19 protein-coding genes and 5 tRNA genes are annotated in these 23772 nt (G+C 64.9%); 17 read left to right on the top strand and 7 right to left on the bottom strand.

What is annotated here, in order from left to right; genetic code table 11:
* The first annotated feature begins 4 nt into the window (after window positions 1–4).
* The 4 genes from MTR65_RS03925 to MTR65_RS03910 all read left to right on the top strand — a co-directional run bounded on the left by MTR65_RS03925 (window position 5) and on the right by MTR65_RS03910 (window position 2854).
* The gene (locus tag MTR65_RS03925; RefSeq protein ID WP_243797245.1) at window positions 5–871 is read left to right on the top strand and encodes a TraB/GumN family protein; all 867 of its coding nucleotides are present in this window, start codon (window positions 5–7) and stop codon (window positions 869–871) included.
* 135 nt (window positions 872–1006) lie between these two features.
* Window positions 1007–1633 (top strand): 50S ribosomal protein L25/general stress protein Ctc, encoded by a 627-nt coding sequence (locus tag MTR65_RS03920; RefSeq protein WP_243797243.1) that lies wholly within the window; start codon window positions 1007–1009, stop codon window positions 1631–1633.
* A 120-nt stretch (window positions 1634–1753) separates the two neighbouring features.
* A complete protein-coding gene (gene pth / locus MTR65_RS03915; protein ID WP_243797239.1) occupies window positions 1754–2329 on the top strand; it encodes an aminoacyl-tRNA hydrolase in 576 nt (191 codons plus the stop codon).
* Between the two features lie 132 nt (window positions 2330–2461).
* Window positions 2462–2854, top strand: coding sequence for a PEP-CTERM sorting domain-containing protein (locus MTR65_RS03910; RefSeq protein ID WP_243797237.1), 393 nt, complete (start codon window positions 2462–2464; stop codon window positions 2852–2854).
* Window positions 2855–2977: 123 nt separating this feature from the next.
* On the opposite strand, the gene MTR65_RS03905 is transcribed toward MTR65_RS03910, so the two are convergent.
* A complete protein-coding gene (locus MTR65_RS03905; RefSeq protein WP_243797235.1) occupies window positions 2978–4504 on the bottom strand; it encodes a tetratricopeptide repeat protein in 1527 nt (508 codons plus the stop codon).
* A 151-nt stretch (window positions 4505–4655) separates the two neighbouring features.
* Between MTR65_RS03905 and ychF the strand changes: the two genes are divergently transcribed.
* The 3 genes from ychF to MTR65_RS03890 all read left to right on the top strand — a co-directional run bounded on the left by ychF (window position 4656) and on the right by MTR65_RS03890 (window position 7448).
* On the top strand, window positions 4656–5756 hold the full coding sequence (gene ychF, locus MTR65_RS03900) for a redox-regulated ATPase YchF (protein WP_243797233.1): 1101 nt from the start codon (window positions 4656–4658) through the stop codon (window positions 5754–5756).
* Window positions 5757–5882: 126 nt separating this feature from the next.
* On the top strand, window positions 5883–6689 hold the full coding sequence (locus tag MTR65_RS03895; RefSeq protein WP_226635559.1) for a DUF1206 domain-containing protein: 807 nt from the start codon (window positions 5883–5885) through the stop codon (window positions 6687–6689).
* A gap of 6 nt (window positions 6690–6695) precedes the next feature.
* Window positions 6696–7448: a glutaredoxin gene (locus MTR65_RS03890; RefSeq protein ID WP_243797231.1), complete on the top strand. Its 753-nt coding sequence runs from the start codon at window positions 6696–6698 to the stop codon at window positions 7446–7448.
* Window positions 7449–7455: 7 nt separating this feature from the next.
* On the opposite strand, the gene MTR65_RS03885 is transcribed toward MTR65_RS03890, so the two are convergent.
* Both MTR65_RS03885 and mutL read right to left on the bottom strand, forming a co-directional pair.
* Window positions 7456–7965: a hypothetical protein gene (locus MTR65_RS03885; RefSeq protein WP_243797228.1), complete on the bottom strand. Its 510-nt coding sequence runs from the start codon at window positions 7963–7965 to the stop codon at window positions 7456–7458.
* Window positions 7962–9812, bottom strand: a complete 1851-nt coding sequence (mutL, locus tag MTR65_RS03880; RefSeq protein ID WP_243797226.1) for a DNA mismatch repair endonuclease MutL — start codon at window positions 9810–9812, stop codon at window positions 7962–7964. Before mutL ends, MTR65_RS03885 begins: the two co-directional genes overlap by 4 nt.
* Before the next feature lie 263 nt (window positions 9813–10075).
* Between mutL and MTR65_RS03875 the strand changes: the two genes are divergently transcribed.
* From MTR65_RS03875 to MTR65_RS03830, 10 genes are all read left to right on the top strand, one after another.
* Window positions 10076–11122 (top strand): rod shape-determining protein, encoded by a 1047-nt coding sequence (locus MTR65_RS03875; protein WP_039393837.1) that lies wholly within the window; start codon window positions 10076–10078, stop codon window positions 11120–11122.
* A gap of 199 nt (window positions 11123–11321) precedes the next feature.
* Window positions 11322–12113 carry a rod shape-determining protein MreC gene (gene mreC / locus MTR65_RS03870; RefSeq protein ID WP_243797223.1) on the top strand — a complete coding sequence of 264 codons (792 nt, stop codon included), beginning with the start codon at window positions 11322–11324 and terminating at the stop codon, window positions 12111–12113.
* Window positions 12113–12667, top strand: coding sequence for a rod shape-determining protein MreD (gene mreD / locus MTR65_RS03865; RefSeq protein WP_243797220.1), 555 nt, complete (start codon window positions 12113–12115; stop codon window positions 12665–12667). The genes mreC and mreD overlap by 1 nt, the downstream gene beginning before the upstream one ends.
* Window positions 12664–14769, top strand: a complete 2106-nt coding sequence (gene mrdA / locus MTR65_RS03860; protein ID WP_243797217.1) for a penicillin-binding protein 2 — start codon at window positions 12664–12666, stop codon at window positions 14767–14769. The genes mreD and mrdA overlap by 4 nt, the downstream gene beginning before the upstream one ends.
* The gene (gene rodA / locus MTR65_RS03855) at window positions 14766–15890 is read left to right on the top strand and encodes a rod shape-determining protein RodA (protein WP_243797215.1); all 1125 of its coding nucleotides are present in this window, start codon (window positions 14766–14768) and stop codon (window positions 15888–15890) included. Before mrdA ends, rodA begins: the two co-directional genes overlap by 4 nt.
* Window positions 15891–16005: 115 nt before the next feature.
* Window positions 16006–16081, top strand: a tRNA-Lys gene (locus tag MTR65_RS03850).
* Window positions 16082–16120: 39 nt separating this feature from the next.
* Window positions 16121–16196: transfer RNA gene (locus tag MTR65_RS03845), tRNA-Thr, on the top strand.
* A 39-nt stretch (window positions 16197–16235) separates the two neighbouring features.
* Window positions 16236–16311, top strand: a tRNA-Thr gene (locus MTR65_RS03840).
* 39 nt (window positions 16312–16350) lie between these two features.
* Window positions 16351–16426 (top strand) — tRNA-Thr (locus MTR65_RS03835).
* 41 nt (window positions 16427–16467) lie between these two features.
* Window positions 16468–16543, top strand: a tRNA-Lys gene (locus MTR65_RS03830).
* A gap of 24 nt (window positions 16544–16567) precedes the next feature.
* Here the strand turns inward: MTR65_RS03830 and MTR65_RS03825 are convergent.
* From MTR65_RS03825 to MTR65_RS03810, 4 genes are all read right to left on the bottom strand, one after another.
* Entirely contained in the window at window positions 16568–16900 is a 333-nt protein-coding gene (locus tag MTR65_RS03825; protein WP_243797213.1) for a PilZ domain-containing protein, read from the bottom strand.
* A gap of 76 nt (window positions 16901–16976) precedes the next feature.
* Window positions 16977–17141, bottom strand: a complete 165-nt coding sequence (locus tag MTR65_RS03820; protein ID WP_243797211.1) for a hypothetical protein — start codon at window positions 17139–17141, stop codon at window positions 16977–16979.
* Window positions 17142–17191: 50 nt separating this feature from the next.
* The gene (locus MTR65_RS03815; protein ID WP_243797209.1) at window positions 17192–21442 is read right to left on the bottom strand and encodes a translocation/assembly module TamB domain-containing protein; all 4251 of its coding nucleotides are present in this window, start codon (window positions 21440–21442) and stop codon (window positions 17192–17194) included.
* A complete protein-coding gene (locus tag MTR65_RS03810) occupies window positions 21442–23766 on the bottom strand; it encodes an autotransporter assembly complex protein TamA (RefSeq protein ID WP_243797206.1) in 2325 nt (774 codons plus the stop codon). The genes MTR65_RS03815 and MTR65_RS03810 overlap by 1 nt, the downstream gene beginning before the upstream one ends.
* Between the last annotated feature and the right edge of the window lie 6 nt (window positions 23767–23772).

Genomic DNA, 23772 nt, shown 5'->3' with positions numbered 1-23772 from the left:
GCCAATGCGCATGCTTCGCGGACTTCTTGCCTCCTGGCTGCTGGGGCTGGCGCTTGCCGCCTGCGGACCCGCCCCCCTCCCCGCGACCCCGGCCTTGTGGGCCGTGCGCGACGAGGCGGGCCATGAAGGCTGGCTGTTCGGCACGATCCACAGCGCACCCGCACCACTTGATTGGCGCAACGACACAATCGACGGAGCGCTCACCAAGGCCGGTGCGATCATGGTCGAAGTCGGCAACCTGCAGGACGATGCGGCCGTTGCAGCCACCTTCGCACGCCTTGCCCGGGGCGAGAACGAGCCTCCCCTGAGCACCCGCGTCGCCCCTGATGACCGAGCGGCACTGAAGGCGCTCATGGACAAGGCGGGCTATGCCGACGGGCAGTTTCGCGAGGTCGAGACCTGGGCGGCCGCGCTGACACTGGCGCGCAACTCCGAAGACGGCAGCGATGCCGCAAATGGCGTCGACCGCGCAGTGCTGAAGGCTGCAGGCGCGCGTCCGGTGTTTGAACTGGAGGGTGCCGAGGCGCAGCTCGGGATCTTTGATGCACTCCCCGAACGCGAGCAGCGTGACCTTCTGGGCGCCGTTGCCCAGGAAGCCACATCCCCGGACGGCGCGGATCTGCTCAAAGGCTGGCGCTCAGGCGACATCACGGCGCTCGAAGCCGAGACGCGCCGGGGGCTGCTGGCCGATCCGGAGCTGCGCGAGGCACTCTTTACCGCGCGCAACGCGGCGTGGACCGTCAAGATCGCCGATGCCGTGCGCGAAGGCCGACGCCCGTTCGTCGCCGTGGGCGCGGCGCACATGGTCGGCCCGGACGGGCTGGTTGCCTTGCTCGAGCACGCGGGGCTCACCGTCGAGCGCCTGCAATAGCGCTTGCCTTTACCCGCCTTTGCGCATAAGGGCCCTGCCTTCTGTCATGGTCATCCCTGGAGGCGTGGCAGAAGGTGCGGGGCCGATGGTCGGTCCCGAACCGATCTTTTATCCAGTTTTCGAAAGGCACGTACCATGAGCGATACGCTTACCCTGCCGGCCGAGACGCGCGAACGGGCAGGCAAGGGAGCCTCCCGCGCCCTGCGTCGCGAAGGCCGTACTCCCGCCGTGATCTATGGCAACAACGAAGAACCGATTGCCATCCACGTCGAGGAAAAGGAGCTGATCCGTCAGCTCGGCACCGGTCACTTCTTCAACTCGATCGTCGAGGTCGAGATCAATGGCAAGAAGGTGCGTACGCTCCCCAAGGACGTTGCGCTTCACCCCGTCACGGACTTCCCGCTTCACGCGGACTTCCTGCGCCTCTCGAAGAACGCCACCGTGCACGTCAACGTGCCCGTCGCGTTCGCCAACGAAGAGCTGTCGCCGGGCCTGAAGCGTGGCGGCGTGCTCAACATCGTTCGTCACGAGCTTGAGCTGGTCTGCCCCGCGGACAAGATCCCCGACGAGATCTCGATCGACGTCACCGGCTTCGACGTCGGCGAATCGATCCACGCCAGCCACGTGACGCTGCCCGCCGGCGTCGAGCAGGCGATCACGGACCGCGACTTCACCATCGCGACGATCGCGGCGCCCTCGGCTCTCAAGAGCGAAGAAGGCGACACGACCAAGAGCGAAGGCGAAGGCGAAACCGCCGAGTAATCGCCTCGCGACAAGTTCAGGCCCTTTCCGCCCCGGCTACCGGTGCGCGGAAAGGGCCTTTTCTTTTGGGCGCTTGCACGCCACTAAGCGCGCGCTCAGGACAGACCGAAAGGACAGGCAATGGCCACGCAACTGTGGGTGGGACTTGGCAACCCGGGACCGCAATATGCCATGCAGCGGCACAACGTGGGCTTCATGGCCCTCGACACGATTGCCGACGTGCACCGCTTCGGCCCTGTCCAGAAGAAATTCCAGGGTTGGCTTCAGGAAGGTCGGCTCGGGAGCGACAAGATCCTGTTGCTCAAGCCTGCCACCTTCATGAACGAGAGCGGCCGCTCGGTGGGTGAGGCCATGCGCTTCTACAAGCTGGAGCCCGACGCCCTCACGGTCTTCCACGACGAACTCGACCTTGCCCCGTTCAAGGTCAAGGTGAAGCAGGGCGGCGGCCATGCCGGGCACAATGGCCTGCGCTCCATCGGCCAGCATCTGGGGCCCGACTACCGCCGCGTGCGCCTCGGCATCGGACATCCCGGCCACAAGGACCGGGTCACCGGCTATGTGCTGGGCAACTATGCCAAGGCCGAGATCGACCCACTCGCCGACATGCTCGGGGCAATCGCCGCGGAGGCCAACTGGCTCGCCGAAGGCAACGATCCGCGCTTCATGAGCGAGATCGCCCTGCGTCAGCAGGCCTGACTTCTGTCGAGTTAGTTTACAGTTGGGTAATGCGATTAGTTACATTAACCACTAACTATGGCTGAAAACTGCGATTGGCACAGCCATTGCGAAGATGGACGTACATCTCAAGTTTACAGGGGTTACGTCAGGATGCTTCGCAAGACTTTCAATACTCTCGCTATTTCCACGGCACTTTCGGTCGCCTTCGCCACCCCTGCGCACGCCACCTTCTTCTGGTGGCCGACGTCTTCGGGCGGCACCCACTCGCACTATTGTGACTGCGGCCACTCGGGCGGCTCCACCATGTGCGGCGGAAGCACCTCGACAACCTCGGGCGGTACGACCACCACCTCAGGTGGGACCACGACAACTTCGGGCGGCACCACGACGACGACTTCGGGTGGCACGACCACCACGTCGGGTGGTACGTCTGGTGGCTCGTCGGGCGGCACCGACGTTCCTGAACCCGGCATGCTGGGCATGATGGGCCTTGGCGTCATCGGCCTTGCCTATGCGCGCCGCCGCAAGCGCCGGGTCGCCTGAGCCAGCGCACCATACACCTGCCGCGCGCCCACGCCCATCACGGGCGCGCACGCAGGAACATCGGGTAAGTGCGCCGCCGTTCCCGTTGGTGGATGCACGCAGCCCCGAAAGGCCGTCGAAGGTTCAGCTTTCGGCGGCCTTTGCCTTTGCGAGCGAACGCGCGATAGCCGCGTTGGCAGGATCGGCTTTCGCGGCCGTGCGCAGGAGTTGCCGCGCCTTTTCCAACTCGGTGCCGCTTTCCAGGCGCACGAGCCCGGCCGCGTAGATGCAATCGGGGTTGTCAGGAGCCTGCGCCATCGCCCGGTCAGCATAGCCAACCGCGCTCGCAACCTCGCCCAGGTGCATGTAGGCCAGAGCAAGGCGGCGCAGCACCTCGGCATCTCCTGCACCTGACAGCATGGGCTGGTAGATCGCCACCGCCTTCGCCCACTCCTGCCGCGCCATGGCACGTGCGCCGTCCTCGATACGCGCCTGCGCGGCCTCCAAACGCGCCGGTTCGAGCCGTGCAGCCAGCGCGGCTGCTTCGGGTGCGCCCACCGCTTCGGCCGCCTGGCGTGCGGCGTTGATGGCTTGAGGCCCCGCCAGCGGGCTCGTGGCGAGCGGCCGCAAGGTCTCCCAAGCATCACCGGGATTGTCGGTCTCGATCTGCGCAATCCCTAGCATGAGCCTGGAATAGGGATTGCCCGGAAGTGCCAGCGAAGCTCTCTGGAAGATAACACGCGCCTGTTCGGCATGGCCGAGGCGCAGCAGCGCTTCCCCGTAGCTCAGGCTGAGCGGCGAACCTGGCTCAATCTGCGCTTCGCGCGCCTGCAAGGCCGTGCGGATCGTCTCCCACTCGCCCTTCTCGGAGAGGAGCTGTATCCGCATGGCCTCGACCTCGGGCGTTGCGCCCAGATCCTTGCGCGCGGTCTCGATCACCTTCATGGCCGCATCGACATCGCCCTTGATGTCGTACTGGTTGGCCAGCGCCACACGCGGTGCCGCCCGTTCAGGATAGACCTCCACCACCTTGCGGAACGCGGCGATGGCAGCCTCGGTCCGTCCGCGCGCAGCCGCAAGATCCCCGGCCAGCACCAGCGTTTCGTAAGCCCCCGCATCGCGCGCGGCCATACGGCGATAGATCGCCTCGGCCGCGTCGAACTGGCCTTCCTGCAAACGGAACCGCGCATAGGCCTCGGCAAGGCGGATACCGCCGCCCTGCGCCATCCCGGCTTCAAACGCGGCAATGGCGGCGTCACGCCGGTCGAGCGCCAGATTGGCCTCGGCGCGCACGCGGGCGGCATCTTCGCCCTCTGCGGCGCCCAGACGCTCAAGCGCCTCGGCATGTCGTCCCCGCAGCAGCGCGATCTCGGCCTTCAGGACCGAGAGGCCGCTCCCCGTTCCGCCCGCCTGTTCCAGGCGACGAAGCGCGCCTTCCGCCCCATCGGGATCACCCAGGCCCAGGTAAGCGCGCGCCAGCACTTCGAGCATGGCCGCATTGCCCGGATCCGCCTGCAAAGCCGAGGCGACCTCGACACGCGCCTGGTCGAAATCCTCCCGCGCCAGACTATCCTGTGCCTTTCCAAGGAGGGTCTCGGGACTGTCGCCACACGCGGCGAGCAAAGAAAGGGCCACGAAGGGCAGCGCGAAGCGGGCAAGGGATCGGCTCATGGAATGCTACCTAGCGACAAGCCCTGAACTTTCCGTTATGCGCACCTGCCTGACCGCCTTGTGCATTTCCTGAACCGAAATGCACCGCAAAAACTGGCCAAGAGGGCGCTACGGCGCTATGGGCAGCCAAATTTTCATACCGGAGTAGATAATGGGTTTCCGTTGCGGAATCGTGGGCCTGCCCAATGTCGGCAAGTCAACCTTGTTCAATGCGCTCACCGAGACGCAGGCTGCCCAGGCTGCCAACTATCCCTTCTGCACGATCGAGCCCAACGTCGGGCAGGTCGGCGTACCCGATCCGCGCCTCGACAAGCTGGCCGAGATCGCGGGATCGGCCAAGATCATCCCGACCCAGCTTTCGTTCGTGGACATCGCCGGGCTCGTGCGCGGCGCCTCGAAGGGCGAAGGCCTGGGCAACCAGTTCCTGGGCAACATCCGTGAAGTCGACGCGATCATCCACGTGCTGCGCTGCTTCGAGAACGACGACATCCAGCACGTCGACAACAAGGTCGACCCGATTGCGGATGCCGACACGGTCGAGACCGAGCTCCTGCTCTCCGACCTTGAAAGCCTCGAGAAGCGTGTTCCCGCCGCCCAGAAGCGCGGCGCGAGCGGTGACAAGGAAGCCAAGATCGCCGCCTCGGTCCTGGGCCAGGCGCTCGACCTCCTGCGCGAGGGCAAGCCTGCCCGCCTGACCGAGCCCAAGGACGAGGAAGAGGCCCGCGTGTTCCGCCAGGCCCAGCTCCTGACCGCAAAGCCCGTCCTCTACGTCTGCAACGTCGAGGAAGAGGCTGCGGCCGAGGGTAACGAATTCTCCCAGCGCGTCTTCGAGAAGGCCGCTGCCGAAGGCGCGACCGCCGTCATCGTCTCGGCCGCCATCGAGGCCGAACTGGTCGGCATGGACAAGGAAGACCGCGGCGTCTTCCTTGAGGAAATGGGCCTGGCCGAAGCCGGCCTCGCACGCATCATCCGCGCGGGCTACGAGCTTCTCGAACTGCTGACCTTCTTCACAGTCGGCCCCAAGGAAGCGCGCGCCTGGACCGTCCACAAGGGCGCCAAGGCCCCTGAGGCCGCAGGTGAGATCCACTCCGACATGCAGCGCGGCTTCATCCGCGCCGAGACCATTGCTTTTGATGATTTCGTCGCGCTTGGCGGCGAAGCGGCGGCCAAGGAACAGGGCAAGCTGCGTCAGGAAGGCAAGGAATACGTGGTGCACGATGGCGACGTCATGCACTTCAAGTTCAACGTCTGATCCAGTTCCCAAAACGACATGTATCCCGCTCCCCTCGACATGAGGGGGCGGGACAGGCCCGGCACTAAACGCAGGCCCATGCGTTGCCCTTGCAACCCCTTAACGAGTTGCAAGGAACACGCCCCCATGATCGACCGATCCGAAAAGATCGTCTGGCTTGCCCGCCTGGGCTTCGTGGCGCGCGGCGTCGTCTATGCGCTGCTGGGCTATCTGGCCCTGTCGAGCTCCTCGAGCCAGACGGTAAGCTCCGGCCAGTCCGGTGTCCTTGGTTATATCCAGCATATCCCGGGCGGCGTCCCGATCCTCTTTGCCGCCTCAGCCGGACTTCTGGGCTATGCCCTGTTCCGGTTCTCCTCGGCCTTTCTCGACATCGAAAATCGCGGAACTGACGCCAAGGGCATCGCCACGCGCACCGGGCACCTGTGCAGCGGCGTGCTCCACCTAGGCCTTGCCTGGTCGGCGCTCCAGTTCGCCATTGGCAGCAAGCAGAGTGCAGGTGATCGTACCCACGACATGGTTTCGACCGCGCTTGGTTTCGAGCTCGGCCCCCTCGCCCTTGCCATCGCCGGTGTCGCGCTGGTGACCGGCGCCCTCTTCCAGGCGCGCGAGGCAATCACGCTCGGCTTCATGAAGTGGGTCTCCCCGCGCGCCCCGACCTGGAGCTGCTGGCTCGGCCGTGCCGGTTATGCCGCCCGTGCGGTGGTCTATCTTCTCATCGGATGGTCGCTGCTGCGCTCGGCCTGGTCCGAAAACAGCTCCGAGGCGCGTTCGGTTGGCGGGGCCATCCTCGACCTGCGCGAAATGGGCGCCGTTCATACGGCGGTGGCAGCAGGCCTCCTGCTGTTCGGGCTCTTCAGCCTGATCATCGCGCGCTACCGCATCATTCCCGATCCGGGCCGCAAGTTCCACGCTGCCCGGCAGGCCCTGAGTTGATCGTTTATGCCCCATCCCAACCAGAACGCCGTCCTCTACCGAATGGTGATGGACAAGCACATCTGCCCCTTCGGCCTCAAGGCCAAGCATCTGCTGGAGCGCAAGGGCTATGACGTTGAGGACCACTGGCTCCAGACCCGTGAGCAGACGGACGCCTTTCAGGAAAAGCACGATGTGAAGACCACCCCGCAGATATTCATCGCGGGGCAGCGCATCGGCGGCTACACCGACCTGCGCAAATTCCTGAAGCTCGATGTGCCGGACACGGATCGGAAAAGCTACACGCCCGTCCTAGCCGTCTTCCTGACGGCCGCGGCTCTTGCGATTGCGAGCAGCTGGGCGGTCCTTGGCACCGCGATGACCGTGCTGACAGCCGAGTGGTTCGTCTCGATCGCGATGATGCTGCTCGCCATGCTCAAGCTCCAAGATGTCGAGCAGTTCTCGACGATGTTCCTGAGCTACGATCTTCTGGCCCGGCGCTATGTGCCCTACGCCTATGCCTACCCCTTCCTGGAATGGACCGCAGGCGCGCTGATGACGGCGCATGTCCTGCCCATCGTCTCCATCCCCGTCGCGCTCGGCATCGGAAGCGTGGGCGCCGCCTCGGTCTTTTACGCGGTCTACATCCAGAAGCGCGAACTCAAGTGCGCCTGCGTTGGCGGAACCGCCAATGTTCCGCTGGGCTTCGTCTCGCTGACTGAAAACCTCTTCATGATCGGCATGGCGATCTGGATGCTGGCAAAGGCCACCGCCCTGTAACGCGAAGCTATTCGGCGTCCGGCGGCGTGCAGTCCATCATGCCGTCGGCCATGAAAGCCACCCGTTCCTGCGCATCGTGGAGCATGATGCGCGCGGGCCAGTTCACGGCATCCCCGCCCGTCTCATCATCGGGCAAGCGAATGATATCCAACCAGTTTTCAAGTCCAGTGTAGGTCGAATGTGCCCCTCCGGGCAGCTCGGCACTGGTCGTGCGCGCGGCGTAGCGATCAAGGTCGGGCGGCACGATCATGAAGCCCTCGTCCGGACCTGCGACGAAAATCGGGTCCTTGTCACCCTTGGCCGTGAAGCGGCAACCGCGATGCGACAGGCCATAGCGCTCCATGTCCACATCGGCGATGGGCTGCGGAATGATCGGCTCGAACGGAGCCTTGCTCATCCGCTTGACCATGGCGACGTCCTTCGCCGCATCGGCTTTCCTTTCGGCCACGGTATCCTCCGAGCCACAGGCGGCCAGCGCCGTAACCAGCGCCAGCCCCATCCATCTTGCGTGCATCATTTTCGCCCGAACAGTTTCTCGATATCTGCGTGAGCCAGCTTAACCCACGTCGGGCGCCCATGGTTGCATTGGCCTGAGCGCGGCGTGTGCTCCATTTCACGCAGCAGCGCATTCATCTCGGCCACCGAAAGCGTGCGACCGGCCCGGACCGACCCATGGCAGGCCATCGTTGCCAGCACGAGATCGAGCCGCTCGCCCAGAAGCAAGGCATCGCCGTTCTTGGCCAGATCGTCCGCCACATCGCGCACCAGCGCCTCTGCGCTCGACTTGCGCAGGACAGAGGGGATCGCGCGCACCAGCATCGCGCCAGGCCCGAAGCGCTCGAGCACGAGGCCAAAGCGCGCGAGATCCTCCAGCTTCTCCTCCAGCGCATCGCACGCGACTTCCTCCAGTTCGACGACCTCGGGGAGGAGCAGCGCCTGGCTGCGGTTCATCGCCTCTTCCGCGCCCGCCGCCTTCAGACGTTCGAGCACCAGACGCTCGTGCGCGGCGTGCTGATCGACGATGACCAGGCCATCTTCCGCTTCGGCCACGATGTAGGTGTTCGAAATCTGACCGCGCGCTACCCCCAGAGGATAGCGCAGCGCCTCTTCCTCGGCGGCATCGGGCTCTTCCGATAAAGCTTCGGCCCGGCCCGAGGGCTGCGCCATGACGTCAGCCTCGTAGGCGCGCCAGGCAGCGGCGCCTTCGGCCACGCGCCCTGCCCCCCCGCCACTCGGGAAGGAGGTGCGCTGGGGGGCGTATTCGCGTGCAAAGAGCGAGCCGATCGAGGGCGCGGGCTCGCCGCTGCGGCCCGGGGCTGCGGGCTCGACCTGCCAGTTGCCCATGGCGTTCGCCGAAGGCGGCTGCGCGCTCTTCTGGCCGGCAGCTTCCAGCGCATGGCGAAGCGCGCCCACCAGGAAGCCGCGGATGAAAGCCGGGTCGCGAAAGCGCACTTCGGTCTTCGCGGGATGGACGTTGACGTCGACTTCCTCGGGCGGGATCGAGAGGAAAAGCGCCAGCACCGCATGACGGTCACGCGCCAGCATGTCGGCATAAGCCCCGCGTACGGCGCCTGTCAGCAGGCGGTCCTTGACCGGACGTCCATTGACGAAAAGGTACTGGTGATCGGCGACACCGCGGTTGTAGGTCGGCAGGCCCGCAACGCCCGTCAGGTGGGCGTTGCCCCGCTCGGAATCGATGAGGACGCCGTCTTCGGCAAGTTCACGCGCCACGAGGCGGGCGACCCGCGAGGCCAGCTCTTCGTCGGGCTGGACCGCAATCACCCGACGCCCGTCATGTTCGAGGACGAAGCCGATGTCGGGCCGCGCCATCGCGAGGCGGCGCACCACGTCCTGGCAGGCGGCGTATTCGGAGCGCGGCGTGCGCAGGAACTTGCGGCGCGCAGGCACCTTGCCGAACAGGTCCTCGACCCGGATGCGAGTTCCGGGCGGCAGGGCAGCGGGGCCATCCTCAGTCACCACGCCATGGTCGGTGACCCGCTTCCAGCCTTCATCCGCCCCGCGCGGGCGGCTCTCGATGGTGAGACGCGCGACCGAGCCGATGGAGGGTAGCGCCTCGCCGCGAAAGCCCAGTGTCGAGACCATCTCGATGTGTTCGTCGGGAAGCTTGGAGGTCGCGTGGCGCTCCAGCGCCAGCGCCATCTCGTCCGGGCGCATGCCGCAGCCGTCGTCGGTGACCTCGATCATGTCGAGCCCGCCCGAGGCGATGCGCACGGTGACCTGCGTGGCGCCTGCGTCCACGGCGTTCTCGACCAGCTCCTTGAGCGCCGAGGCCGGGCGCTCGACAACCTCACCGGCGGCGATACGGTTGACGAGATGTTCGGGCAAACGGCGAATCGTGGGCATGGAATTCCTGAATTTCCGGAGAATTTACGGTGACTGCACGCGCATAATCAGAGCACTTGCGCACAAGGGCACCCCTAGGCCTTGAAACTAACGACGAAGCGCCGGGATTTCGAGACGGATCCCGGAGGAAACCCACCGAAAATCGACACAAATTTTTGGCCTTTCGCGAATCGATGGTTTAAGGGAGCCTCTCTCTTGCAAAACAGACTTTCGCGGGCACGCTTCACGCACCACCCCGCGACTGGAAATCATACGGATAATAGATGGCTGGCCCCTTCTCGCGATTCTTCAAACTCGGCTCTCAGGACATGGCAATCGACCTGGGTACCGCGAACACGCTCGTTTACGTGCAGGACCGCGGCATCGTTCTGAACGAGCCCTCGGTCGTCGCGATCGAGACCATGAACGGCGTGAAGAAGGTCAAGGCGGTCGGCGACGACGCCAAGCTGATGATGGGCAAGACGCCCGACAACATCGAGGCCATCCGCCCGCTTCGTGACGGCGTCATCGCCGACATCGAAATCGCCGAAGAGATGATCAAGCACTTCATCCGCAAGGTGCATGGCAAGTCCAATCTCTTCCGCTACCCCAAGATCGTGATCTGCGTGCCCTCGGGCTCGACCTCGGTTGAGCGCCGCGCCATCCGCGACGCGGCGAGCAACGCCGGCGCGCGCGAAGTATTCCTGATCCTGGAGCCGATGGCCGCTGCGATCGGCGCCGACATGCCTGTCACCGAACCTGTCGGTTCGATGGTCGTCGACATCGGCGGCGGCACGACCGAGGTCGCCGTGCTCTCGCTGCGCGGTCTTGCCTACACCACCTCGGTGCGCGTGGGCGGCGACAAGATGGACGAGGCCATCGTCTCCTACGTGCGCCGTCACCACAACCTCCTGATTGGCGATGCCACGGCAGAGCGCATCAAGAAGGACTACGGCATTGCGGTCATGCCCGAAGATGGCGCGGGTGAGACGATCCACATCAAGGGCCGCGACCTCGTCAACGGCGTGCCCAAGGAAATCTCGATCACGCAGGCCAATGTCGCCGAAGCGCTGGCCGAACCCATCGGCGCGATCATCGAAGGCGTGCGCATCGCGCTGGAGAACACCGCGCCCGAACTCGCTGCCGACATCGTCGACCAGGGCATCGTCCTGACCGGCGGCGGCGCGCTCATTCGCGGCCTCGACGACTACCTGCGCGAGGAAACCGGCCTTCCCGTCAGCGTTGCCGAGGACCCGCTGTCCTGCGTCGCGCTCGGCACCGGCCGCGCGATGGAAGATTCCGTGTACCAGGGCGTACTGATGTCCGCCTGATCCACCGCCAGGGCGAAGGGCGCACAGCGCGCCCCTCGCCCGTTGATTGATGCAATACCCGGAGCCCCTCCCCTCGCGGGAGAGGTCCGGCTCGAGTTGGAGTGCAGGGCGCATGGCGCCGCCGGCAAGCAAGCGCTCCGGATATTCCCGCAGAGCGCAATTTTCTTCGTTTCTCAGCCATACCGCGGGCGTGGTGGGCGTGATCATCGGGCTTGTCCTGATCGTGATCTCGGCCGTTAATCCCAGCAGTTTCCAGAGCTTGCGCGCGATTGCCGCCGACGCGACCGACCCGGCCGCCGAAGCGACCGCAAAGGGGCGCAGCTTCGGCGACAACGTGCTGAACAGCGTTACCGGCTTCTTCAAGATGGGAAGCCGCCACGCGAAGCTCGAAAAGGAGCTCGCGATCGCGAAGTCGCGCCTCGTCGAGGCCGAAGCCATCGAGGCCGAGAACGCGCGCCTCAAGGACATGCTCAAGCTCACCCGCACGCGCAAGGACGTGGTTGCGGTCGCCACCCTCACCGCCTCGACCCCGTCGAGCACGCGCCGTTTCGCGACGCTGGGCGTCGGGCGCAACAAGGGTCTGGAAAAGGGCATGCCGGTTCGCTCCGCCCGCGGGCTCATCGGCCGTGTCCTTGAAGTGGGCCAGACCAGCGCGCGCGTCCTCCTCATCACCGACACCGAGAGCCTGGTTCCGATCCGCCGCACCAAGGACGGCGTGGCCGGCTTCGCGCAGGGCCAAGGTGATGGCACCTTGCGGGTTCGCCTCGTGAACCTGGGCATCAATCCGCTCAAGAAGGGCGATGTCATCGTCTCCTCGGGCGCTGGCGGTCTTTACCGCCCTGGCACGCCGATGGCGGTCCTCACCGAAATCCTGCGCGACGGCGCCATTGCCCGCGTGATCAGCAACCCGACCGATGCCGACTACGTGCTCGTCGAAAGGGCCTGGGCCCCCGAGGCACCGCCGGTCGAAACCCCTGCGGAGAAGCCCTAGTGCTCGAAGGCCCCACGACGCGCCGCGACGATGGGCCGCGTCCGCGGATCAACCGGGCCCCCTCCCCGATCCTGGCTCAGGTCGTGCCCTGGCTGTCGGTGGTGCTGGCGACGATCGTGCCGACCTGGTTCGTGATTGCCTCGGCGCCGATGTTCCCGCCGTTCGGGTTCCTGACCTTCCTCGCGTGGCGTCAGCTGCGCCCAGGGCTCCTGCCGCTTTGGGCGGGCCTTCCGCTCGGCCTCGTCGACGATCTGTTTTCGGGCCAACCCTTTGGGTCCGCGGTCCTTCTCTGGTCGCTTGCGGCCATGGCCATCGACAACATGGAAGAGCGCTTCCCCTGGCGCAATTTCGCCACCGAATGGCTGGTAGCCACCAGTCTCATCATCCTCTACATTCTGGGCAGCTATCTCCTGTCCAATCTGGTCGCCGCCAATGCCCCCATTCATGTCGTGGTGCCTCAACTCGTGATCTCGATCTTCGCCTACCCCCTCATCGGACGCCTGGTTGCCGTTCTTGACCGCCTGCGCCTGACCGCGGTGCGGATCTCCCGATGAAGTTCCGCTTCCGTCGCGCCAAGCCCAAGCCCCACATCTCCAACGGCATCCTGCGCAACAGTTTCGACCGGCGCACTGTCGTACTCGGCTCGGTTCAGGGCGGGGTGGCCTGCCTCCTCGCCGCGCGCCTGGGCTACCTCGCCGTATTCGAGAACGAGAAGTACCAGCTCGAGGCCGAGAGCAACCGCGTCAACCTCTCGCTGATCGCGCCGCGCCGGGGCTGGATCCTCGATCGCCACGGCACCCCGCTCGCCTCCAACCGCGCCGATTTTCGCGTCGACGTGATCCCTGAGCGTATGCACGACAAGGCCGAGACCGTCGCGATGCTGGGCGATCTACTCGACCTCACCCCCGTCGCGCGTCAGGACCTGCAGGACAAGCTGGAGGACGCCCGTGGCTTCGCGCCCGTCCAGGTCGCGAGTGGCCTCGACCTTGACCGCTTCTCGGCCGTCAGCGTGCGCCTGCCCGAGCTGCCCGGCGTCGTTACCCAGCGTGGTTACTCGCGCTATTACCCCGACGGCGTGAACGTCGGCCACCTTATCGGTTATGTCGGCGCCGCCTCGGCCGAGGAATACGAGAAGGACCGGGATCCGCTGCTCCTGACGCCGGGCTACAAAGTCGGCAAGGACGGCCTGGAGAAGGTGTTCGAGAAGGAACTGCGCGGCAAGCCGGGTGCGCGCCGCACCGAAGTCACCGCGCGCGGGCGCATTATCCGCGACCTCGAGACCCGCGACGACATTCCCGGTGACACCGTCAAGCTCACCATCGATGCGGGCCTGCAGTCCTATGCCGCCCGGCGCATCGGCACCGAGTCCGGCTCGGTTGTCGTGATGGACTGCCACAACGGCGACATCCTCACCATGGCTTCGATGCCGAGCTTTGACCCCAACAGCTTCTCCGATGGCATCGGCCGCCTGGAATGGAAGATGCTGTCGGATGATGACCATGTGCCCTTGCGCAACAAGGTCCTGCGCGGGCTCTACCCGCCGGGGTCCACCGTCAAGCCGATGGTCAGCCTCGCCTTTCGCGAAGCAGGGCTTGACCCGAACGAGACCGTCTATTGCGGCGGTGGTCTGCGCGTAGGCAACCGCGTATTCCACTGCTGGAACCGGCGTGGCCACGGCCAAGTCGACATGGCCAAGGGCATCTACCAGAGCTGCGACGTCTATTTCTACGCGATGGTTCAGCGCATGGGCATGGACGTCGTGGCTGCGATGGCGCGCAAGCTGGGCCTGGGCCAGGAATTCGACCTGCCCGTCGTCGGCCAGTCCTACGGGACGGTGCCGGACCCGGCCTGGAAGCTGCGCAAGTACGACCGCGAATGGCAGACCTTCGATTCGGTGAACGCCACCATCGGCCAGGGCTACTTCCTCGTGAACCCGCTGCAGCAGGCGGTCATGGCCTCGCGCATCGCGAGCGGCCTCAACCTGCAGCCGCGCCTGATCCACACGGGCAAGCCCCAACACGCTGAATCGCTGGGTATCCCGCAGGACCACCTCGACTACATCCACAAGGCGATGTCGGACGTGGTCAACGGACCGGGTACCGCGCACCGCGCCGCGCTGCCGATGAAGGACGTGCTGCTGGCGGGCAAGACGGGTACCGCCCAGGTCGTCAGCCTCAGTGTCTCGAACGGCAAGACCGGCCCCTTCAAGTACCGCGACCACGGCCACTTCATCTGCTTCGCGCCCTGGGACAAGCCCCGCTACGCCTGCGCCGTTGCCATCGAGCACGGCGGCGGCTCGGGCGCGGCCTACCCCATCGCGCGCGACGTGATGACCTACCTGTGGGACAAGGAGGCCGCGATGGAGCGGCTGACCGAATATGAAAGCCAGTGGGGCGGCACCGCACAGGAGCGCGCCGATTCGCGCTACGCCTCCTATGTCCAGCAATACGGCGTCTCGGCTCCCAAGGTCTCGACCGAACAGGAAGCCGAAGCCGTGCGCGACGCTGAAAACACGCAGAGCCAGCCACAGCCCATCATGAGCGAAGCCCAGAGCCCCCGCCCCGAGCCGGTTGCATCGCCAAGCGCGAACGCGTCGCCGGATACGTCAGACGCGGCGTCCTCCGCCGCCACCAGTACCGGGCAGTCCACGCAATGAGCCTGATGAACCTGCCTGCGGTCTTTGCACGCCAGCCCTGGATCGTGCTCATACCACTTTTCGCGCTCGTGGGCCTGGGCGGCGCCGTGCTCTATTCGGCGGCCGGGGGCAGTCTGCAGCCCTATGCGCAGAGCCACGTCCTGCGTTTCGGCCTGTTCCTGGTGATGGCCTTCGTCATCTCGATGTTCAGCCGCAATTTCTTCCGGATCATGGCTTATCCGACCTACGCACTGATCCTGATGCTGCTTGTGCTGGTGGAACTGGTCGGCGCGGTTGGCATCGGTGTCGGCAGCGGCAGCCAGCGCTGGCTGGACCTCGGCTTCATGACGCTCCAGCCCTCCGAACTGATGAAGCCCGGTATCGTCCTCGTCCTGGCCAAGTTCTACGAGACCCTTCCCGCGCCCCTTACCCGCAGCTGGCGCGGCCTGGTGCCGGCCTGCATCCTGATTGGCATTCCGGCCGTTTTCGTGCTGATCCAGCCCGATCTGGGTACAGCGCTCGCGATCTGCTTTGGCGGCGTCGTCATCATGTTTCTCGCCGGGCTGCCGATCAGCTGGTTCATCGGCGCCACGGTTCCACTCATCGCCATTGTCCCCGCCGCCTTCTTCTTCGTGCTCCACGACTACCAGAGGAAGCGCGTCCTGACGCTGTTCGACCCCGAGGCCGATCCGCAAGGGGATGGCTATCACATCATCCAGTCGAAGATTGCGATCGGATCGGGCGGTGTGTTCGGCAAGGGATTCGGCAACGGATCGCAGAGCCACCTGCAATATCTCCCCGAGGCCCATACCGACTTCGTATTCGCCACCATGGCCGAGGAATGGGGCATGGTGGGCGGCCTCTTCGTGATCGCGGTCTTTGCGATCATCCTGGGATGGGGGCTGCGCGTAGCGGCCAAGGCTCCGGACCGCTTCTCCAGCCTGCTGGCGGCCGGAATGAGCACGACGATCTTCTTCTATGTCGCCATCAACCTGATGATGGTCATGGGCATGGCGCCGGTCGTTGGCATCCCGCTTCCGTGGATGAGCCATGGCGGAACCTCGATGCTCACCAACATGATCTGCCTTGGCGTTTTGCTCGCCGTAAACCGCTGGAACCGTGGACCTTCATCATTCAGCTGAAAAAAATTTAAGTTTTCTCTTCCCTTCCTCGAATGAGCCTGTATAGGAGCCACTCCGCCGCCGAATCGGCGAAGCCAAACGGCTTCACACCGGCTCACGGCAGAAGGCTAAAAGTGGACGCATAGCTCAGTTGGTAGAGCAGCTGACTCTTAATCAGCGGGTCCTTGGTTCGAGCCCAAGTGCGTCCACCAAGCCTTCATCAACCACTCTTCGGAGTGGCCCTTTCGTGGGGACGCATAGCTCAGTTGGTAGAGCAGCTGACTCGTAATCAGCGGGTCCTTGGTTCGAGCCCAAGTGCGTCCACCACGCCGGCACAACCCACACGTCGGAGAGGCCCTTTCGAGGGGACGCATAGCTCAGTTGGTAGAGCAGCTGACTCGTAATCAGCGGGTCCTTGGTTCGAGCCCAAGTGCGTCCACCACGCCGGCACAACCCACACGTCGGAGAGGCCCTTTCGAGGGGACGCATAGCTCAGTTGGTAGAGCAGCTGACTCGTAATCAGCGGGTCCTTGGTTCGAGCCCAAGTGCGTCCACCACTACCTTACCAACCATCCTTCGAAGGATGGCCCTCTCGTGGGGACGCATAGCTCAGTTGGTAGAGCAGCTGACTCTTAATCAGCGGGTCCTTGGTTCGAGCCCAAGTGCGTCCACCACCCCCCCTCTCCTGACATCGACGATCACGCTGGGTCCTGTGGCACCGCCATGGACAGTCCGTAGCGGGCATTGAGTTCGGTTATCGTTGCCGGCGCAAGTGCGCGCACGAATTCGATGCCGACAGCGCCATCGCGCACCCAGCGTACACGCGCCTTGCGCGGCTTGAGATGTGCGAATCGCAAAGTGACTTCTTCGCCTTGTGCAAAGCTTTCGCGGCTCCGCAGGATCGAGCAGCCGCCAGCTCCAAGATTACCGATCTCGACATCAAAGACCTTCCAGGGTGACTTGCGGCAGCGCGCGCTTAGCAGCACCTCATGGCGACCGGACAGCCGATCACCGGGATTTCCGGCGTACATTTCAAAACCTCTCGTGATGCGCGACCTTGTGCTGCAATCGTTAGCAAGTGCAGGTAAACACGAGGTTGCCTCAGGCCTACCTGACAGGCGCCGTGGTAACGCCCTCGCCGCCCGTGGGGGCGGTCGTAGGTGCCAGAGGGGTCAGCTGCGCATCAATCGCCTTGCTGCTCGCCTCAATGCGCTTCGTGGCGTCCTCGTAGCGCTCCTCGAACCCGGGCTCCTGCTGGCAGGCAGCGAGCAAGCCCGCTCCTGCCAGCACCAGAGTTCGCAAGACAAGAGCACATCGCGGCATCAATAATCCTTCCGGATGCGCACGTTGACGCTGTTGACGCCCGAACCACCGGCCTGGCTCAGGACCGAGAGCCAGTTGGTCACGCTGACCTCCAGCTGGGTCGCGGTGAACCCGCGGGCATCGGTGATGAGTTCGACGTAGATGTCATCGGTCAGGTACTGACCTGCGGCAAGCGCCGTTCCGCGCCCGCTGTCCTCATCCGCGCCCAGAATACGCAGACGGTCGACCCCGGTCGCCGAGCGCAGCGATCCGAGCGGGTTGAGACCGCCCCCCGAAGCGCGCAGCGAGTTGAGCGAGGAAGCGAGCTGAACGGCCTGGATCGCCGAGAGGTTCGCCACCGAGCTGCCGAACAGGATGCGCGAGACGATTTCGTCGTCGGGCAGGCTGGGCGAGGAGTTGAAGTCGAACTGCGGATCGTAGGCCTGGCCCGAGACAATCACGCTGACCTGGACATCCTCGATCGATTCGGTCGCCGTGATGGCAACCGTGGGGTCGATTGTGCGGCCACCATTGAAGGTGATGAGACCCTCGCTGAGATCGAAGGAGCGCCCTGCGAAACCCAGGGTCCCGCGAACAAGCTCCACTTGCCCTGCCATCGTCGGCTCACTGCTGGTACCATTGATGGAGAAGTCCGCTGACCACTCCGATTCCAGGCCCATGCCGGAGACGTAGAGCTTCTCAGGCGCAAGAAGATGAAGGTCGAGCCGGATGTTGCCGAAGGCGCCCGCCATGCTTTCCGCTTCCTCGTCGCCCGTCACGCGCACCGGCCCACGGCGCGGCTTGAAGCGCACACCGGTCAGCTTGGGCACCTCGGAGACGCTGTCCATCACGATCTGGTAGCGCGTTTCGGGAAGCCGGATTTCACCCGACAGGAGCGGCGTTTCGCTGGGCTTCTTCTGGAAACGCAGCGAACCGCTGGCGCTGGCGGACAGCGAACTGCTCTTGGCGAGGCGCGCATCGTCGAGTTCGACCTTGATGTCCATCGGATAACCGCCGGCTGCAGAGAGGCTGACAAAGCCGCTCGCCTGGATCGTGCCATCGCCAGCCTTGCCGGTCAGCGAGCGCAGGGCAAAGCGATCCCCGGTAAAGGCGCCTTCCAGATCCATCTCCGAGAGGCGCGTCCCGTAGGCCTGGTTCTCATAGGTCAGCCCTCGGCCCTTCACCACACCCTCCAGGCATGGGTCCATGAGCTTGCAGGAGAAGTCCGCAGCGAGCCCCACAGAGCCCGTCAGCGACTGGCCAGGCTGGCCCGCAAAGGAAAACAGCGTCGCAGCAGGCCCGTTGTAGCGGATACCACCGCTCAAGGGCGCCTCGAGAAGCCGCGTCATCCACGGGCCTTCGCTCGCCGGAAGCGGCCGCAGGTTGGCAGCCATACGGCCGATCACGCTGCCTCGGCGGCGCACGACCGAGCGCACTTCTGCCCCGTCGGCCAGCAACTTGCCGACAAGATTCATGTTCACCGGCTCGCTCACAGTGCTGGAACTGGTCCGCGTGAAGTTCGCAAGCGTCAGGCGTGCATCGGCCTGCGGGAAGGCAGCTGCATTCTCCTGCGCGAAATCGACGCTGCCATTGACCGTGCCCCCAAGGCCGAGGCCCGGCATGAAGGCATTGGCCATGGCGACATCGAGCCCTTCGAGCCGCGCCTTGAGAGACATGCCCGCGTCATAGTCACCCGAGAGGCGCAAGGTGCCTCCGCCAATCGAGACGGCGCTGGGCAGAAGCTCGTAGCCATCCTCCTTGATCGCGATGCGGGCCGGGTTGATCGTCTTGACGGTCTGTCCGCGCATCCGACCGCGCAGGGCAACCCGCCACAACTCAGGCTGCATCTCGGCGTTGAATCCAAGCCGGAAGGGAATGCCGCTTACACCCTCGATCAGCCCCTTCGCCTTCCCCGCACCGTCGCGGTAATCGATCAGCACGCGGCCTGCAGCCAGATCGTATTCGCCCATGCTGACGCCCGACACCTGCGCGTCCGCGACGAGCAGTGGCTGATCGTAGAGCACCGCACGCCCATCAATGATAGCCGATCCGATGGCGAGATTTGCAGGCCCCTGGAATACCGTGTCCTTGGCGCGAAGGTTGAACTTCGCCGCCTGGTATTCGCCGTCCGCCGAAAGATCGACCTTGCCGCCGACCCCATTGCCCGAGGCGCTCAGCTGACCTGCGAAAGGCCCACTGGCGGTCTGGACAAGGCGTCCGGCGAAATCGATTCCTGAAAGCGTAGCGGAATTGATTTGCACCGCCATGGCCTTGGCCATTTCCAGCGTGACGTCGGCCTTGAGCGGGCCATAGTCGGTATCGCTCGTCATATCGAGACGATAGCCGCCCTTCGCCCCGGTCACGCGCGCATCGACATTGGCCAGCCCAATGCCGAGCCCCGGCCGTTCGGCCGTGAGGCGTGCATCGGGATCAGTCATGGTACCCTTTACCCGCACCGCAATAGCGCCGTACTGCTCGGACGTGCCATCGGCGTTGAAGGCGATGCGGCCATCGGGCGACCACAGGCCCGATCCGCCACGCACGTTGAGATAGGGCGCGGTCAGATTGACATTCGAAAAGCGCGCCACACCGTCCGCACCATAGCGCACCCGCGAGGAAACCGCGAAATCGCCACCAAGGTAGGTCGCGACGTTCTCGTTCAGGAGCTTGGTCGAACGCGCCTTGACTGTACCGTCGAGACCGTAGTTCGCACCCTCGCCCTTCAGCTCCATGTCGGCGTTGATCGTGAAGATGCCGACGCTGGAAAGCTCGTAGTTGTCGATCCGGCCATCGAGCGCGCCGGTATAGAAGCCCTCGCTCATGTCCGCGGCCAGGAGCAGCCCGGCATCGATGCGGTCAGAGCGCAGGCGCATGTTGTCCGAGAGGATGCGCGTCCCCTTGATCGCAACATCGCCATCAAGGCGCACCTGCTCCAGGGTTCCTCCGGCGACCGCGTCGAGCCCGGTAATCCGGGCGACGCGTGCCGAGACAGGAATGAGAATCCGCTCGGCATCGACCGTAGCCGCCCCGCTGGCGGTGAAGCCCTGCAGGCCCATATCGTTCATGACGAGGCGCGCAGCCGTGATTTCATAGTCCACGGACGGCGTCGTAAAGGCGCCATCGAGGGCAAGATGGGCATCGACCCCGGAACCGTGCAGGTTCTCGGTCAGCACCGAAGGGCTGAGCAAGGTGAAGTCGAGCGTGAAGTCCTCGAAGGTGTTGTCGGACAGGTCAATCCGGCCCGCAGGCACGAGACGGAAAGCATCACTGCTGACCTGCCCCTGGAGCGCCATGCTGCGCTCGGCCAACGCGGCGGTTACATCAAGTCGGGTGATCGGCCCCAGCAGGGCCGCTGTCGGCCCTTCGAAAAGACGCGCAACCTGCGTGTCTCCGCGGACCTGGAAGGTGCCGTCGCGCGCGCGCAGAGCGAGATCCGCCAGCGGTGCGCCGCCGTAAGTGCCTTCCAGCGTGCCATCCCAGCTCGCCCAGTCACCCTTGCCGGTCAGCGCCAGATCCATCGGCTGCGTGAAACCGGCCAGCGCGGCAATGACACCCTCGGTGGGCGCCTTCAGATCCAGATCGATACCAAGGCGGTTCTTCGCAGGCTGAGCGTCGAGTTTCACGAGGAAACTATCGCCCCCCTCCTTGCCTTCGATGGGGATCGTCGCGCCCTTGGCATCGACGATGGCCCGGCCATCGGAAATATGCGTTTCGCCCGAGAGTGCCATGATCCGGCGCTCGCCCGAAACCGGCGCCTCGGCGATGAAACGGTCGATCCGCAGCTCGCCGATGTCGATGTCGAGATCGGGAAGCAGCGGGCCTTCGCTCGGCGGGGTTTCCTTGAACACCGGCACGCGGCGCAGAACCATCTGGTCCGCGGTCGCACTGCGCACATCGACGTGGTTCTGGAGATAGGCAAAGGGCCGCCAGTCGACGTGGATCTCGGGCGAGAAGAGGAATTCCCCCTTGGTGTCACGCACCGAGAGGTCATGCAGCGTCATCTCGCCGTAGAGGGAGCCCTCGATCCGACCTACGCGAAGCCGCATGCCGTTCTCGAAGGTGAGGCCCGCGATCTGCTCGGCCACGAAACGATGTCCTGGTCCCGTGTCGATGCCGAAGATCACGGCCGCAACAAGCACCACGATACCCAGTACCGCCGCGACGACCGTCTTCACGAGCCGTACGCGCGCGCGATGCCACAGGCTCGGCTTGGTCGGGGTGGTTTCCACAGCGTCGGTTTCGCCGGTGTCGGGAAGTTCGTCCTGGGCCATCAGAAGGCCTGCCCGATGGAGACATAGACGTTGATGGAAGATTCTCCTGGGCGCCGGTTGATCGGCGTCGCCACATCAAGACGCATCGGTCCGAAATTGGTATAGAAGCGGCCGCCGATACCCACGCCGTAGCGGATATCGTTGAACTGGGGCATGGTCTCGCGATAGGCTTGGCCCGCGTCGACGAAAGCAACCACACCGTAGTTTCCGAAACGGTAGCGGGCCTCGACGGAGCCCTCGTTGAGGCTGCGCCCACCGACCGGACGGTCATCGGGGGCCTGCTCGCCAAGCCCCTGATAGCTAAAGCCGCGCACCGAGCCACCGCCACCGGCATAGAGGCGCCGCGAGGGCGCGAGATCGAACAGACCGACCCCCTGGATCGTGCCGAACCGGACGCGCCCGGCGATCACCAGGCTGTCCGTCACCGGGTAGTAGGCCGAGCCATCGATGCGCGCGCGCAAGTAAGGATTGAACCCCTTGTTGAGGGTCGCCTCTGGCTGGATCAGCGTGGTCAGGCGAAAGCCCCTGGTCGGATCGAGAAGGCTGTCGGACGTGTCCCATCCAACCTGACCGTTGACGCCCGCGATGTAGTAGGTGCGGCGGCTGCGATCACCCGTTTCCGGACGATAGTCGGTCTCGGCCGTACCGATCAGTTCGACACCGACGCCATAGGTCAGCCGTTTCTGCCACAAGGGCGTGGAATCGCGGCTGATGCGCGCCGCGAGGCGTCCGGTGTAGGCGTCATACGCGTCGTAATCGTTGTAGAAAGCTTCGGCGGTCAGTTCGAGCGTGCGGTCGCGTTGGCCCGCATTGGAGCGACGGAAGGTACTGCCAAGCCCCATCTGCTGCGTGCCGAGGATTCCGTTGAAGCTGACAGCGCCTTCGGGCGGGAACATGTTGCGGTGGGTCCAGGCCGCCTGCGCGGTGATGCCCTCACCCGCCGCATAGCCGAGCGAGCCGGCAATCGTGCGGGCAGGTCCCTTCTCCTGCTTGACGTGGAGGCGCACCGCCTCGGTGCAGTCCTCCAGCACCTCGCCGGTCTGTTCAGGCTCGACCGCGACCGTTGAGAACAGGCTCGTGCCGATGAGTGCCTTGCGCAGATCGTCGACCATGCGGCTGTCGTAGAGATCGCCCTCCTCGAAACGCGCCAGCACTTCCACGTGGTCGGCATCGAAGGCCGTGTCGCCATCGGTGGTGATACCGCCAAAACGTCCGCGCGGACCAATCGCGACGGGCAGTGTGTAGACGCCATCGCCCGTATCGCGGTCGAGCAGGATATCGCGCTGGCCGACCTTGGCGAAAGGATAACCGTTCTGCGGCAGGGCTACTGCCACGCGCGCTTCGGCCCCCTGCACGCGCTGCGCCACGATCGGCTCTCCGACCTTGAGCGGCATGTTGTCCGCAATCAGGCCCTCCGGCTCGGTCGGATCGGCCTCGATCACGATGTCCGAGAACGTGAAGCGTTGCCCGGGAACTACCGAAATGCGCGCGGTGAGATCGCCCTCGTCGCTGTCGCGCGCGGGCGCAAGGCGCGTGCGGATACGCGGGGTGTACCAGCCATCGGCTTCGAGCAGGCTCTGGAGAAGCTGCGCATCCTCCTCAAGACGGGCCGAAACCATGGCCGAGTTGTTCGCCTTCCCGTCGCCCTTCTCGAGGGCGGAGAGCGAGTTGAACATGCTCTTGATCGCCGTCGGGCTTTCCTCGTCCGCGCTTTCAAGCCCCTCGAGCTCGACGCGGTAGCGCACCTCGCCCTGCTCCTCCTCACCGCCCTCCTCGGCAAATTCGACCGGGGTCACCTCGAACTGGTCGAGAGGCGGCAAAGGCTCGGAAAGCTCGGCGTCGCGAATGGGTGCGTTTTCGATCTGGCGGACCGTCTGCGCATCGTCGGGGAGCGACTGCACCGTCTGTACGGGAGCCTCTGGCGCAGGCGCAGGCGCAGACGCGCCCGCATTCTCGCCATCACCGGCCATGCGGCGTTCGAAATCGGCGATCGATTCGAGCGGCTTGTCGAGTTCGGGATCCTCGCTCGCGCCCAGATCGGGCACCCGGGAATTAAATTCCTCGTCATCAATGACGGGCTCGACCTCGGGCAAATCAGACGCGTCCGGCAAAGCGGGCACATCCATCGCACCGGCCTTCAGCGAGGAGGGCTCCTCGGCACGCTCCTGTATGGCCGGATCGCCCGGCACCTGGTTTTCCTGCGCCAGAACGGGCGCGGCGTAGGCCAGGCCGACCGAAAGTGACAGAAGTGCGCAGCCGCAGCGGATAACACGTGCCCCCCTGGTTCGGGTACGGAGACAAGGTGTATCGCTTAGTCCGTTCATAAACAA

Origin of the sequence: Novosphingobium mangrovi (assembly GCF_022818885.1) — a bacterium.
Lineage (GTDB): Bacteria > Pseudomonadota > Alphaproteobacteria > Sphingomonadales > Sphingomonadaceae > Novosphingobium > Novosphingobium mangrovi.
Note: the sequence above shows the minus strand (reverse complement) of the source record. Positions and strands in the feature narration are given on the sequence as shown.